Genomic DNA, 12,811 nt, shown 5'->3' with positions numbered 1-12,811 from the left:
TATTGTGGCACTTTCTCTTCTCTGCCGCAAAAAGAAAAGCCCGGCTTTACGACCGGGCTTCCATATTACTGCGGGTTAGCAGGCTTGCGCGGGCGGCGTCGACGCTGCCCTTCCCCTGCCGGCTTGCCTTCGCCGCTGCGCCAAGGGTTTTCGCCGGCCGGTTTGCCGTCGTTGCTACGACGCGGCGGTTTGCCGGATGACTTCGGCGCGCCACCTTCGGCACGACGCGGCTGCTGGCCGCGACCGCCGCCGCCCTGACCGCGACCGCCCTGGCGACCGTTCTGAATCGGCTCGGCTTTGATTGACGGGTCCACTTCATAGCCCGGGGTTTCGATACGCGGAATCTCTTTCTTCAGCAGGCGTTCGATATCACGCAGCAGCTTGTGCTCGTCAACGCAAACCAGAGAGAGCGCTTCACCGGTGGCCGCCGCACGGCCGGTACGGCCGATACGGTGCACGTAATCTTCCGGCACGTTTGGCAGCTCGTAGTTCACCACGTGCGGCAGCTCTTCAATGTCGAGGCCACGGGCAGCGATGTCGGTGGCCACCAGCACGCGGATGTCGCCGGACTTGAAGTCCGCCAGCGCACGGGTACGCGCACCCTGGCTCTTGTTACCGTGGATCGCAGCGCTGCGGATGCCGTCTTTGTTCAGCTGTTCAGCCAGGTGGTTGGCACCGTGCTTGGTGCGGGTAAAGACCAGCACCTGCTGCCAGTTGCCCTGGCCTATCATCTGGGAGAGCAGTTCCCGCTTGCGCTTTTTATCAACAAAGTGAACGTGCTGCGTCACCTGCTCGGAGGCGGTGTTGCGGCGCGCCACTTCCACTTCCAGCGGGTTATGCAGCAGCTTTTCCGCCAGCGCCTTGATCTCGTCGGAGAAGGTGGCGGAGAAGAGCAGGTTCTGACGACGCGCAGGCAGCTTGGCCAGCACGCGACGAATATCATGGATGAAGCCCATGTCGAGCATGCGGTCGGCTTCGTCCAGCACCAGAATTTCAATGCTATCGAGCTTCACCGCGTTCTGGTGTTCGAGATCAAGCAGACGGCCCGGCGTTGCTATGAGCACGTCCACGCCGCCGCGCAGCTTCATCATCTGCGGGTTGATGCTGACGCCACCGAAAACCACCAGCGAGCGAATGTTGAGATAGCGGCTATAGTCACGCACGTTCTCGCCAATCTGCGCGGCCAGCTCGCGGGTTGGGGTGAGGATCAGGGCACGAACCGGACGACGGCCTTTGGCGTGCGGCTGATTTTTTACCAGAAGCTCTAACAGCGGCAGGGTAAAGCCCGCGGTTTTACCGGTGCCGGTCTGGGCGCTGGCCATCAGATCACGTCCCTGAAGAACGGCGGGGATCGCCTGCTGCTGGATTGGGGTTGGCTCAACGTAGCCCTGCTCTGCGATCGCGCGCAGAATTTCCGGGTTCAGGCCAAGGGAATCAAAAGACATAAAAACTCCGAACCGCCCCGACCATCACAGGTGTAGTTTTCAGGGAGATATAACAATTGAGAGGACAAAAACCACAATGTCGCGAAGGAGCGGAGTGTAGCAGCTTTTGTGACGTGGCGCATAAAATATCCCTCCGCATTCCCTCGACGTTAGCGGGAATCAGGCATAATCTTAATCAATCGATTGATTAATTCTTAATGACGCCATGAATACCACACCCACAACAACCAAAGGTGAACAGGCCAAAAACCAGCTTATCGCCGCCGCGCTGGCGCAGTTTGGTGAGTACGGCCTGCATGCAACCACACGCGATATCGCGGCGTTGGCCGGGCAGAACATTGCGGCTATTACCTACTATTTTGGTTCAAAAGAAGATTTATATCTCGCCTGCGCCGAGTGGATTGCCGATTTTATCGGCACGCAGTTTCACCCACACGTAGAGGAAGCCACCGCGCTGCTCGGCCAGCCCTCGCCCGATCGCGAGGCCATCCGCCAGCTGATCCTCAAAGCCTGCCACAACATGATCCGCCTGCTGACGCACGACGATACGCTCAACCTGAGCAAGTTTATCTCCCGCGAGCAGCTCTCCCCCACTGCCGCCTACCAGCGGGTACACGATCGGGTCCTTGCTCCGATGCATACCCACCTGACCCGGCTGATCGCCGCCTATACCGGGCGGGACGCCAGTGATACCGAGACAATTTTGCATACCCACGCCCTGCTGGGTGAAATTCTGGCCTTCCGTCTGGGCAGGGAAACCATCCTGTTACGCACCGGCTGGACACAATTTGATGAGGATAAAGCCGCGCAGATAGGCGAAGTGATCGCCTGTCATCTCGATCTGATCCTGCAAGGCTTAACGCAAAGGAGCCCGAAGTCATGAAAAAACCTGTCGCCATCATTCTGGTGGTCGTTGTTTTGCTTGCCGCAGGCGTCGGTGGATGGCTGTGGTATCAAGGCCATCAGGATAAAGGCCTGACGCTGTACGGTAACGTGGATATTCGCACGGTGAACATGAGCTTCCGCGTAGGCGGTCGTCTCGCCTCGCTGAACGTGGACGAAGGCGATGCCATTAAAAGCGGGCAGACGCTGGGGATGCTGGACAAAGCGCCCTATGAGAATGCGCTGCTGCAGGCCAAAGCAGGCGTGTCCGTCGCCCAGGCACAGTATGACCTGATGCTGGCAGGCTATCGCGACGAAGAGATTGCCCAGGCCGCCGCCGCCGTTAAGCAGGCGCAAGCCGCCTATGACTACGCGCAAAACTTCTACGCGCGCCAGCAGGGGCTGTGGAAAAGCCGCACCATTTCCGCCAACGATCTGGAAAATGCGCGCTCGTCCCGCGACCAGGCGCAGGCAACGCTAAAATCCGCGCAGGATAAGTTAAGCCAGTACCACACCGGTAACCGCCCGCAGGATATCGCCCAGGCGAAAGCCAGCCTTGAACAGGCGCAGGCGCAGCTGGCGCATGCAGAGCTCGATCTGCACGACACCACCTTAATCGCACCGTCTGACGGTACGCTGATGACCCGCGCCGTGGAGCCGGGCAGCATGCTCAGCGCGGGCAGCACCGTCTTAACGCTCTCTCTGACTCGCCCGGTCTGGGTGCGCGCCTACATTGATGAACCCAATCTCGGCCAGATGCAGCCGGGCCGCGAGCTGCTGCTCTATACCGACGGTCGCCCGGACAAGCCGTATCACGGCAAAGTGGGCTTTGTCTCCCCTACCGCTGAATTCACGCCGAAAACCGTTGAAACACCGGACCTGCGTACCGACCTGGTGTATCGCCTGCGCATCATCGTGACCGATGCGGACGACGCGCTGCGCCAGGGCATGCCCGTCACCGTAAAAGTAGACAACGGGGAACGACATGAATGACGCGGTTATTCAGCTCAACAATCTGGTTAAACGCTTCGCGGGAATGGACAAACCGGCCGTCGCGCCGCTGAACTGCACTATCCGGAAAGGCTATGTGACCGGGCTGGTCGGCCCGGACGGCGCGGGGAAAACCACGCTGATGCGGATGCTGGCGGGACTGCTGAAGCCGGATGAAGGCTCGGCCAGCGTGCTGGGCCTGGATCCGATTAAAGACGACGGCGCGCTCCACGCCATGCTCGGCTATATGCCGCAGAAGTTTGGCCTGTATGAAGATCTGACGGTGATGGAAAACCTGAACCTGTACGCCGACCTGCGCAGCGTCACCGGCGAAACCCGGGAGAAAACCTTCGCCCGCCTGCTGGAGTTTACCTCCCTCGGCCCGTTCACCGACCGGCTGGCGGGCAAGCTCTCCGGTGGGATGAAGCAGAAGCTGGGGCTTGCCTGCACGCTGGTCGGCGAGCCAAAGGTGCTGCTGCTGGATGAACCCGGCGTCGGCGTGGACCCGATTTCGCGACGAGAACTGTGGCAGATGGTGCACGAGCTGGCGGGTGACGGGATGCTGATCCTCTGGAGCACCTCCTACCTCGACGAAGCGGAGCAGTGCCGTGACGTGCTGCTGATGAACGAAGGCGAACTGCTTTATCAGGGCGAGCCTACGACGCTGACGCAGAGCATGTCCGGGCGCAGCTTCCTGCTACACAGCCCGCAGGAGTCCAACCGCAGGCTGCTGCAGCGGGTGCTCAAACTGCCGCAGGTCAGCGACGGGATGATTCAGGGCCGCTCGGTACGGGTGATCCTCAAAAAAGAGACCACAGTCGACGATATTCGCCATGCGCCCGGCATGCCGACGATAGAGATGGAAGAGACCGCGCCGCGCTTTGAGGACGCGTTTATCGACCTGCTGGGCGGCGCGGGCACGTCAGAATCGCCGCTTGGGGCGATTCTGCACACGGTGGAAGGCACGCCGGGCGAAACGGTGATCGAAGCCAAATCCCTCACCAAAAAGTTCGGGGATTTCGCCGCCACCGATAACGTGAATTTTGCCGTGAAGCGCGGCGAGATTTTTGGTCTGCTCGGGCCGAACGGTGCGGGAAAATCGACCACATTTAAGATGATGTGCGGCCTGCTGGTGCCGACGTCCGGCAAGGCGCTGGTGCTGGACATGGACCTGAAGGTCAGCTCCGGCAAGGCGCGCCAGCACCTGGGCTACATGGCGCAGAAATTCTCCCTGTATGGCAACCTGACGGTCGAGCAGAATCTGCGCTTTTTCTCCGGCGTGTATGGCCTGCGCGGGCGGGCGCAGAACGACAAAATCCGCCGCATGAGCGATGCCTTCGGGTTAACGAACATTGCTTCACACGCCACCGACGAGCTGCCGCTCGGCTTTAAGCAGCGGCTGGCGCTGGCCTGCTCGCTGATGCACGAGCCGGATATTCTGTTTCTGGATGAACCCACGTCTGGCGTTGATCCCATTACCCGCCGCGAGTTCTGGCTGCATATCAACAGCATGGTGGAAAAAGGCGTGACCGTGATGGTGACCACCCACTTCATGGACGAGGCGGAGTACTGCGACCGCATCGGGCTGGTGTATCGCGGCAAGCTGATTGCCCACGGCACGCCGGACGACCTGAAAAACCAGGCCGCCGACGATGAGGTACCGGACCCGACCATGGAGCAGGCGTTTATCACCCTCATCCACGACTGGGATAAGGAGAATGCCCATGCGCAGTAAGGCCATTTCCTGGCGCAGGGTGCGCGCGCTGTGCATTAAAGAGACGCGGCAGATCGTGCGTGACCCCAGCAGTTGGCTGATTGCGGTAGTGATCCCCCTGCTGCTGCTGTTTATCTTTGGCTACGGCATTAACCTGGATTCCAGCAAGCTGCGGGTCGGGATTTTGCTGGAGCAGCAGAGCAAAGAGGCGCTGGACTTTACCCACGCCATGACCGGTTCGCCCTACATTGACGCCACCATCAGCGACAATCGTCAGGAACTGATCCAGAAGATGCAGGCCGGGAAGATTCGCGGTCTGATCGTCATTCCGGTGGATTTTGCCGCCAACATGGCGCGGGCAAATACCGATGCGCCGATCCAGGTGATTACCGACGGCAGCGAGCCAAACACCGCGAACTTCGTGCAGGGCTACGCGGAGGGGATCTGGCAGCTGTGGCAAATGCAGCGGGCGGAAGATCGGGGTGAAGAATTTAAACCGCTGATCGACGTACAGACCCGCTACTGGTTTAACCCCGCAGCCATCAGCCAGCACTTTATTATTCCGGGCGCGGTGACGATTATCATGACGGTGATTGGCGCGATCCTAACCTCGCTGGTGATCGCCCGCGAGTGGGAGCGCGGCACCATGGAGGCGCTGCTTTCAACCGAAGTGACGCGCGTCGAGCTGCTGCTGTGCAAACTTATTCCCTACTACTTCCTCGGCATGCTGGCGATGCTGCTCTGCATGCTGGTGTCCGTCTTTATCCTCGGCGTGCCGTATCGCGGCTCGCTGGTGGTGCTGTTCTTTATCACCAGCCTGTTTTTACTCAGCACGCTTGGCATGGGGTTACTCATCTCCACCATCACCCGCAACCAGTTTAACGCCGCGCAGGTGGCGCTGAACGCCGCTTTCCTGCCGTCAATAATGCTCTCAGGGTTTATCTTCCAGATAGACAGTATGCCTGCCGTCATCCGCGCCGTGACCTATATTATCCCGGCGCGCTACTTCGTGAGCACGCTGCAAAGCCTGTTCCTGGCGGGGAATATTCCGGTAGTGCTGATTATCAACACGCTGTTTTTAATGGCGTCGGCGGTGATGTTTATCGGTTTGACGTGGATGAAAACCAAACGGCGGTTAGATTAAGGAGTGCGCATGTTTCACCGTTTATGGACGTTAATACGCAAAGAGCTGCAATCCCTGCTGCGCGAGCCGCAAACCCGCGCCATTCTGGTGTTGCCGGTGCTGATCCAGGTATTACTGTTCCCGTTTGCCGCCACGCTGGAGGTGACCAACGCCACCATTGCCATTTACAACGAAGACAACGGCAAACACTCCGTCGAGCTAACGCAGCGCTTTGCGCGTGCGAAAGCCTTTACCCACATCCTGCTGCTGAAAAGCCCGCAGGAGATCCAGCCCACCATCGACACGCAAAAAGCGCTGCTGCTGGTGCGGTTCCCGGCGGATTTTTCCCGTAATCTGGATACCTTCCAGACTGCGCCGATGCAGCTGATCCTCGACGGGCGTAACTCCAACAGCGCCCAGATAGCCGCCAACTATCTGCAGCAGGTGGTGAAGGATTACCAGCAGGAGCTGATGGACGGCAAACCGAAGCCCAACAACAGCGAGCTGGTGGTGCGCAACTGGTATAACCCGAATCTGGACTACAAGTGGTTCGTGGTGCCGTCGCTGATCGCCATGATCACCACCATCGGGGTAATGATTGTGACCTCTCTCTCCGTCGCCCGCGAGCGTGAACAGGGCACGCTGGATCAGCTGCTGGTCTCCCCGCTCGCCACCTGGCAAATTTTCGTCGGCAAAGCGGTGCCGGCGCTGATCGTCGCGACGTTCCAGGCCACCATCGTGCTGGGAGTTGGTATTTGGGCCTATCAGATCCCGTTCGCAGGTTCGCTGGCGCTGTTTTACTTCACGATGGTGATTTACGGGCTGTCGCTGGTGGGGTTTGGGCTGCTGATCTCGGCGCTCTGCTCGACGCAGCAGCAGGCGTTTATCGGGGTATTCGTCTTTATGATGCCCGCGATTTTGCTCTCGGGCTATGTTTCTCCCGTCGAGAACATGCCGGTATGGCTACAGGATCTGACGTGGGTAAATCCGATTCGACACTTTACGGACATCACCAAGCAAATCTATCTGAAGGATGCGAGTCTGGATATCGTCTGGGGAAGTTTGTGGCCGCTACTGGTCATCGCGGCCACGACGGGCTCAGTGGCGTACGCGATGTTTAGACGCAACATTGCGTAGCTTTTTCTCTTTGGTCAGCAACGAGACCACCGCGGGCCCTGCGAGGATTGCCAGACCCGCCAGGGCCAGCAGCAGGTTGTTTTGCAGCACGCGTGACAGCAGCCACAGAACAATCATCGCCGCACCAAAGTACCAGGTGGTGGTGAGCTCTTCGAGCACGTCACCCACCTCGCGCCAGCGCGCTTCATGGTGTCGCTGTAAGAACAGCATCGATAGCACGGTGACGCCGTAAAGGACGCATAGCCCCAGGCCAACGCGCACCAGCGTGCCGCTCATCCAGCCCATCACCAGTACGGCCACGACCAGTAAATGCAACATTATCTGCCAGCAACTCAGGCCAGTTGCGACACGAACACGTTGTTGCCACTTCATGGCTTCTCTCCTGAAGGATTTTTCTCTGCTTAATCAGACTACCGCACTTTACGGAAAATTCCGTAACGCCGCATCTTTTTGTGACGCCGACTACACTTTATTTTCATTGGGATAGTCACTCAGGAAGGAGCTTATGACGAAAAAAATGCAGCATTTCTCGCTTAAGGTGCTGACGATAAACATTCATAAGGGCTTCACAGCATTTAACCGCCGCTTCATTTTACCGGAGCTGCGCGACGCGGTGCGCACCGTCAGCGCGGATATTGTCTGCCTGCAGGAGGTGATGGGCGCACATGAAGTGCATCCGCTTCACTTTGAGAACTGGCCCGACACGCCGCACTATGAATTTCTGGCCGACACCATGTGGAGTGATTACGCCTACGGCCGCAACGCGGTCTATCCGGAAGGGCATCACGGCAACGCGGTGCTGTCGCGTTATCCCATTGAACATTATGAAAACCGCGACGTTTCCGTCGGGGAGAGTGAAAAACGCGGCCTGCTCTACTGCCGCATTACCCCGCCCGACCTTGAGCTGCCCATCCACGTGGGCTGTGTTCATCTTGGCCTGCGCGAAGCCCATCGTCAGGCGCAGCTGAAAATGCTGGCCGAATGGACCAATGCGCTTCCCGAAGGTGAACCGGTGGTGGTCGCGGGCGACTTCAACGACTGGCGACAGCGGGCAAACCATCCGCTGAAGGTGGAGGCCGGACTGGAGGAGATTTTTACGCGCGCCAACGGCAGGCCTGCGCGCACGTTTCCGGTCCGTTTCCCGCTGCTGCGGCTTGACCGCATCTATGTGAAAAATGCCCACGCCAGCAGCCCAACCGCCCTGGCGCTACTCAACTGGCGGCATCTTTCCGACCATGCGCCGCTCAGCGCGGAGATCCACCTATGAAATGTTCCTGGCAGGAAGGCAACCGGATCACGCTGCTGGTCAACGGGGACGAGTATTACCCGGCCGTGTTTAAGGCGATTGATAACGCTCAGCAGAAGGTGATCCTCGAAACCTTTATCTGGTTCGAAGACAACGTCGGCAAGCAGCTGCACAGCGTGCTGCTGCGCGCCGCCCAGCGCGGCGTCAAAATTGAAGTGCTGCTGGATGGCTATGGCTCGCCGGACCTCAGCGATGCGTTCGTCAACGAACTGACCACCGCGGGGGTGGTGTTCCGCTACTACGATCCCGGCCCTCGCCTTTTCGGCATGCGGACCAACCTTTTCCGCAGGATGCACCGCAAAATTGTGGTGGTGGATGAGACGGTGGCGTTTGTCGGCGGCATTAACTACTCCGCGGAGCATATGTCCGACTACGGCCCGGAAGCGAAGCAGGATTACGCCATTCGCATTGAAGGCCCGGTAGTGCAGGACATTTTGCTGTTTGAGCTGGAGAACCTGCCGGGGAAAGAGGCCGTTCGCCGCTGGTGGCGACGACGTCATCGCCCGGAAGAGAACCGAAAGCCCGGCGAAGCGCAGGCCCTTTTCGTCTGGCGTGATAACGGCGAGCACCGGGACGATATCGAACGTCATTATCTCAAGATGCTCGCCAACGCGAAGCGCGAAGTGATTATTGCTAACGCCTACTTTTTCCCCGGCTATCGCCTGCTGCACGCCATGCGCAATGCGGCCAGGCGCGGGGTACGCGTGAAGCTGATTGTGCAGGGCGAACCGGATATGCCGATCGTCAAAGTCGGGGCGCGGCTGCTTTATAACTATCTGGTGAAGGGCGGCGTACAGATCTACGAATACCGCCGTCGGCCGCTGCACGGCAAAGTCGCGCTGATGGACGATCACTGGGCCACCGTGGGCTCCAGCAATCTCGATCCGCTGAGCTTATCGCTTAACCTTGAAGCTAACCTGATCATTCACGATCGTCAGTTTAATCAGACCCTGCGGGATAACCTGCAGGCGCTAATCGTCAATGACTGCGTGCGTGTGGATGAGTCCATGGTTCCCAAACGCACCTGGTGGAACCTGGGCATCAGCGTGGTGGTGTTCCACTTCCTGCGGCATTTCCCGGCGATGGTCGGCTGGCTGCCGGCGCATACGCCGAAGCTGGCGCAGGTGGACCCGCCGGTACAACCCGAAATGGAAACCCAGGACCGCATAGAAGCGGAAGATGGAGGCAAACCCTGATGTCGAAATCGCATCCACGCTGGCGGCTGGCAAAAAAGATCCTGACATGGCTGTTTTTTATTGCGGTCGCGGTTCTGCTGGTGGTCTACGCGCAGAAAGTTGACTGGGAAGAGGTGTGGAAGGTTATCCGCAACTATAACCGGATGGTGCTGCTGGGCGCGACGGGGCTGGTTATCGTAAGCTACCTGATGTACGGCTGCTATGACCTGCTGGGTCGCGCCTACTGCGGCCACAAGCTGGCCAAACGTCAGGTGATGCTGGTGTCGTTTATCTGCTACGCCTTTAACCTGACGCTGAGCACCTGGGTCGGCGGGATTGGCATGCGCTATCGCCTCTACTCGCGGCTCGGCCTGCCGGGCGGGACCATCACGCGCATTTTCTCGTTAAGCATCACCACCAACTGGCTGGGCTATATTCTGCTCGGCGGGGTGATCTTCACCATCGGCGTGGTGCAGCTACCCGCGCACTGGTATATCGATGAGGCCACGCTGCGCATTCTGGGCATCGTACTCCTGCTGATTATCGCCGTTTATCTGTGGGCCTGCGCGTTTGCTAAACGCCGCCATATGACCATCAAGGGGCAAAAGCTGGTGCTGCCCTCGTGGAAGTTTGCGGTGCTGCAGATGGCGGTCTCCAGCGCCAACTGGATGGCGATGGGGGCCATTATCTGGCTGCTAATCGGCGAGGACGTGAACTACTTCTTCGTGCTGGGCGTGCTGCTGGTGAGCAGCATTGCCGGGGTGATTGTGCATATTCCGGCGGGGATCGGCGTGCTGGAAGCGGTATTTATTGCCCTGCTGGCCGGGGAGCATGTCTCTCAGGGAACGATTATTGCGGCCCTGCTGGCGTACCGCATGCTGTATTACTTCCTGCCGCTGGCGCTGGCAACGGTCTGCTATCTGGTGCTGGAGAGCCGGGCGAAGAAGTTACGGGCGAAGAACGAGAAGGCGCTGGCGAAATAAAAGCAAAACGGCAACCTTGTTGCCGTTTTTAGTGTTTGTTCCCTCACCCGTGGGAGAGGGTCAGGGTGAGGGCACCAAACCGCACCGCACCCGGCAAAACAACCTTAGCGACGGTTGCCTAAAATCCGCAGCAGCATCAGGAACAGGTTGATGAAGTCCAGATAGAGCGTCAGTGCGCCCAGAATCGAGTATTTGCGCAGGTTGGAACTGTCGCGCACGTCGATCTGCTCACCGATGTTTTTCAGCTTCTGGGTATCATAGGCCGTTAACCCCACGAAGAGCACCACCCCGATATAGGTCACAGCCCACATCAGCGCTTCGCTCTTCAGCCACAGGTTCACCAGCGACGCCAGCACAATCCCGATCAGCCCCATAAACAGCATGCTGCCGAAGCCGCTCAGATCGCGCTTCGTGGTGTAACCGTACAGGCTCATCGCACCAAACATCCCGCCGGTCACCACGAAGGTGCTGGCGATGGATGAATAGGTGTAAACGATGAAAATGCTGGAAAGCGTCAGGCCCGTTAGCGCCGAATAGAGCATAAACAAGGTCGTTGCCATGCCGGCACTCAGCTTGTGCACCAGACCAGAAAGCACAAACACCAGCGCCAGCTGCGCGATAATCAGCCCAAAGAAGGTGATTTTGCTGGAGAAGATAAACATCATCAGCTCCGGCGTGTTCGCTGCATACCACGCGATAAACGCGGTAAGCAGCAGGCCAACCGTCATCCAGCCATACACCTGAGCCATATACGTCTGCAGGCCGCTACGGGTCTGCTGTACTATTGAATCGGAACGCGGAAATCGGTCCATGATTCACTCCTGATTAAGATTAAGTAGACACACTCGTTAAGAGTAACACATCCACGTAAACCAACTACCAACGGCTGGCGGCCTGCTTATCGCTGTCGCGAGATTCTACCCAGCGATCCCCTTCCGGCGTGGCTTCGCGCTTCCAGAATGGAGCTTTGGTTTTGAGAAAATCCATAATGAACTCCCCTGCCGCAAACGCGCTGCCTCGGTGGGCGCTGGTAACGCCGACGAAGACAATCTCCTCGCCGGGCCACATCTCGCCGATGCGGTGAATAACCGTGACTCGCCCGAGCGGCCAGCGGCCTCGCGCCTCGTCGACAATCTCCGCCAGCGATTTCTCGGTCATCCCCGGATAGTGCTCCAGCGTCAGTGCCTTCACGCTGTCGCCGAGGTTGTGGTTGCGCACCTTGCCGGTAAAGGTCACGACCGCGCCGTCTTCATCGCGTTCCGCCAGCCAGCCGTATTCGGTCCCGACGTTAAAACGCTCATGACTCACCAGAATTCGGGTTTCAGCCATCTTAGCCCCCTGTCACCGGCGGGAAGAAGGCCACTTCATCCCCTGCGTTAAGCGGATGGGTGAATTCCACCAGTGTCTGGTTAACGGCGGCCAGCAGCTTGCCTTCGTCGAGCGCCAGCGCCCAGCGGTCGCTTTGTGCCGCCAGATGCGCGCGCAGGGCAGCGACGTTATCAAAAGACGCGTCCAGCGTCAGGCTGTCGGTATTCACCAGCTCGCGCACCTGCGCAAAAAAGAGCACCTTAATCATGGCTGTCCACCTTAAAATCACCGGATTTGCCGCCGCTTTTTGCCAGCAGACGCACCGGGCCAATCACCATATCTTTCTGCACCGCTTTGCACATGTCGTAGATGGTCAGCGCGGCAACGGAGGCCGCCGTCAGCGCCTCCATCTCCACGCCGGTTTTGCCGGTTAAGCGGCAGAGTGACTCAATGCGCACGCGATTATGCTCCGGCTGCGCCTGCAGGTTCACTTCCACCTTGCTCAGCATCAGCGGATGGCACAGCGGAATAAGATCCCAGGTCCGTTTGGCGGCCTGAATTCCCGCAATGCGCGCGGTTGCAAAGACATCACCCTTGTGATGGCTGCCGTCGATAATCATCGTCAGCGTTTCCGGCAGCATGGTGACGTACGCTTCGGCGCGCGCCTCGCGCACCGTTTCCGCTTTGGCGGAGACGTCCACCATATGCGCTTCGCCAGCGGCGTTAATGTGGGTCAGTTGTGACATAG

14 protein-coding genes are annotated in these 12,811 nt (G+C 58.8%); 8 read left to right on the top strand and 6 right to left on the bottom strand.

Translation table 11 applies throughout. The annotated features are described in order from the left end of the window. Window positions 1–65: 65 nt before the first annotated feature. Window positions 66–1,445 carry an ATP-dependent RNA helicase RhlE gene (gene rhlE / locus KGP22_RS06620; RefSeq protein WP_133294033.1) on the bottom strand — a complete coding sequence of 460 codons (1,380 nt, stop codon included), beginning with the start codon at window positions 1,443–1,445 and terminating at the stop codon, window positions 66–68. A gap of 205 nt (window positions 1,446–1,650) precedes the next feature. Between rhlE and cecR the strand changes: the two genes are divergently transcribed. The 5 genes from cecR to KGP22_RS06595 are packed head-to-tail and all read left to right on the top strand — an operon-like array spanning window position 1,651 to window position 7,291. Next, window positions 1,651–2,328 carry a transcriptional regulator CecR gene (gene cecR, locus KGP22_RS06615; RefSeq protein WP_223581698.1) on the top strand — a complete coding sequence of 226 codons (678 nt, stop codon included), beginning with the start codon at window positions 1,651–1,653 and terminating at the stop codon, window positions 2,326–2,328. After that, complete coding sequence (hlyD, locus tag KGP22_RS06610; protein WP_223581696.1) at window positions 2,325–3,320, top strand: secretion protein HlyD; 996 nt, start codon at window positions 2,325–2,327, stop codon at window positions 3,318–3,320. The genes cecR and hlyD overlap by 4 nt, the downstream gene beginning before the upstream one ends. Then, window positions 3,313–5,052, top strand: a complete 1,740-nt coding sequence (locus tag KGP22_RS06605; RefSeq protein ID WP_223581694.1) for an ATP-binding cassette domain-containing protein — start codon at window positions 3,313–3,315, stop codon at window positions 5,050–5,052. Before hlyD ends, KGP22_RS06605 begins: the two co-directional genes overlap by 8 nt. After that, window positions 5,042–6,175, top strand: coding sequence for an ABC transporter permease (locus KGP22_RS06600; RefSeq protein ID WP_223581692.1), 1,134 nt, complete (start codon window positions 5,042–5,044; stop codon window positions 6,173–6,175). The genes KGP22_RS06605 and KGP22_RS06600 overlap by 11 nt, the downstream gene beginning before the upstream one ends. Window positions 6,176–6,184: 9 nt before the next feature. Then, on the top strand, window positions 6,185–7,291 hold the full coding sequence (locus KGP22_RS06595; RefSeq protein WP_039261395.1) for an ABC transporter permease: 1,107 nt from the start codon (window positions 6,185–6,187) through the stop codon (window positions 7,289–7,291). Here KGP22_RS06595 and KGP22_RS06590 read toward each other — a convergent pair. Further along, on the bottom strand, window positions 7,253–7,663 hold the full coding sequence (locus KGP22_RS06590; RefSeq protein WP_014883088.1) for a YbhQ family protein: 411 nt from the start codon (window positions 7,661–7,663) through the stop codon (window positions 7,253–7,255). The two genes, KGP22_RS06595 and KGP22_RS06590, sit on opposite strands and share 39 nt — an antisense overlap. Before the next feature lie 133 nt (window positions 7,664–7,796). Between KGP22_RS06590 and KGP22_RS06585 the strand changes: the two genes are divergently transcribed. From KGP22_RS06585 to KGP22_RS06575, 3 genes are read left to right on the top strand one after another with little or no spacing between them, the layout of a single operon-like run. Then, window positions 7,797–8,558: an endonuclease/exonuclease/phosphatase family protein gene (locus KGP22_RS06585; protein ID WP_111963824.1), complete on the top strand. Its 762-nt coding sequence runs from the start codon at window positions 7,797–7,799 to the stop codon at window positions 8,556–8,558. Continuing rightward, window positions 8,555–9,793, top strand: coding sequence for a cardiolipin synthase ClsB (gene clsB, locus KGP22_RS06580; RefSeq protein ID WP_111963823.1), 1,239 nt, complete (start codon window positions 8,555–8,557; stop codon window positions 9,791–9,793). Before KGP22_RS06585 ends, clsB begins: the two co-directional genes overlap by 4 nt. Next, window positions 9,793–10,755, top strand: coding sequence for a YbhN family protein (locus KGP22_RS06575; RefSeq protein ID WP_111963822.1), 963 nt, complete (start codon window positions 9,793–9,795; stop codon window positions 10,753–10,755). The genes clsB and KGP22_RS06575 overlap by 1 nt, the downstream gene beginning before the upstream one ends. 104 nt (window positions 10,756–10,859) lie before the next feature. On the opposite strand, the gene KGP22_RS06570 is transcribed toward KGP22_RS06575, so the two are convergent. From KGP22_RS06570 to moaC, 4 genes are all read right to left on the bottom strand, one after another. After that, the gene (locus KGP22_RS06570; protein WP_069719576.1) at window positions 10,860–11,567 is read right to left on the bottom strand and encodes a Bax inhibitor-1/YccA family protein; all 708 of its coding nucleotides are present in this window, start codon (window positions 11,565–11,567) and stop codon (window positions 10,860–10,862) included. 64 nt (window positions 11,568–11,631) lie between these two features. Further along, window positions 11,632–12,084: a molybdopterin synthase catalytic subunit MoaE gene (gene moaE, locus KGP22_RS06565; protein WP_111963821.1), complete on the bottom strand. Its 453-nt coding sequence runs from the start codon at window positions 12,082–12,084 to the stop codon at window positions 11,632–11,634. A gap of 1 nt (window position 12,085) precedes the next feature. After that, window positions 12,086–12,331: a molybdopterin synthase sulfur carrier subunit gene (gene moaD, locus KGP22_RS06560; RefSeq protein ID WP_111963820.1), complete on the bottom strand. Its 246-nt coding sequence runs from the start codon at window positions 12,329–12,331 to the stop codon at window positions 12,086–12,088. Beyond that, the gene (gene moaC, locus KGP22_RS06555) at window positions 12,324–12,809 is read right to left on the bottom strand and encodes a cyclic pyranopterin monophosphate synthase MoaC (RefSeq protein ID WP_223581690.1); all 486 of its coding nucleotides are present in this window, start codon (window positions 12,807–12,809) and stop codon (window positions 12,324–12,326) included. The genes moaD and moaC overlap by 8 nt, the downstream gene beginning before the upstream one ends. Window positions 12,810–12,811: the final 2 nt, after the last annotated feature.

This window comes from Enterobacter sp. JBIWA005 (assembly GCF_019968805.1).
Lineage (GTDB): Bacteria > Pseudomonadota > Gammaproteobacteria > Enterobacterales > Enterobacteriaceae > Enterobacter > Enterobacter vonholyi.
Note: the sequence above shows the minus strand (reverse complement) of the source record. Positions and strands in the feature narration are given on the sequence as shown.

What these genes read in the sequence shown, in the direction of transcription:
- cecR (WP_223581698.1), top strand. Translation starts at nt 1,651, where the DNA reads ATGAATACCACACCCACAACAACCAAAGGTGAACAGGCCAAAAACCAG.
- KGP22_RS06595 (WP_039261395.1), top strand. Translation starts at nt 6,185, where the DNA reads ATGTTTCACCGTTTATGGACGTTAATACGCAAAGAGCTGCAATCCCTG.
- rhlE (WP_133294033.1), bottom strand. Translation starts at nt 1,445, where the DNA reads ATGTCTTTTGATTCCCTTGGCCTGAACCCGGAAATTCTGCGCGCGATC.
- KGP22_RS06600 (WP_223581692.1), top strand. Translation starts at nt 5,042, where the DNA reads ATGCGCAGTAAGGCCATTTCCTGGCGCAGGGTGCGCGCGCTGTGCATT.
- hlyD (WP_223581696.1), top strand. Translation starts at nt 2,325, where the DNA reads ATGAAAAAACCTGTCGCCATCATTCTGGTGGTCGTTGTTTTGCTTGCC.
- KGP22_RS06605 (WP_223581694.1), top strand. Translation starts at nt 3,313, where the DNA reads ATGAATGACGCGGTTATTCAGCTCAACAATCTGGTTAAACGCTTCGCG.
- KGP22_RS06590 (WP_014883088.1), bottom strand. Translation starts at nt 7,663, where the DNA reads ATGAAGTGGCAACAACGTGTTCGTGTCGCAACTGGCCTGAGTTGCTGG.
- moaC (WP_223581690.1), bottom strand. Translation starts at nt 12,809, where the DNA reads ATGTCACAACTGACCCACATTAACGCCGCTGGCGAAGCGCATATGGTG.
- KGP22_RS06570 (WP_069719576.1), bottom strand. Translation starts at nt 11,567, where the DNA reads ATGGACCGATTTCCGCGTTCCGATTCAATAGTACAGCAGACCCGTAGC.
- KGP22_RS06585 (WP_111963824.1), top strand. Translation starts at nt 7,797, where the DNA reads ATGACGAAAAAAATGCAGCATTTCTCGCTTAAGGTGCTGACGATAAAC.
- moaD (WP_111963820.1), bottom strand. Translation starts at nt 12,331, where the DNA reads ATGATTAAGGTGCTCTTTTTTGCGCAGGTGCGCGAGCTGGTGAATACC.
- KGP22_RS06575 (WP_111963822.1), top strand. Translation starts at nt 9,793, where the DNA reads ATGTCGAAATCGCATCCACGCTGGCGGCTGGCAAAAAAGATCCTGACA.
- clsB (WP_111963823.1), top strand. Translation starts at nt 8,555, where the DNA reads ATGAAATGTTCCTGGCAGGAAGGCAACCGGATCACGCTGCTGGTCAAC.
- moaE (WP_111963821.1), bottom strand. Translation starts at nt 12,084, where the DNA reads ATGGCTGAAACCCGAATTCTGGTGAGTCATGAGCGTTTTAACGTCGGG.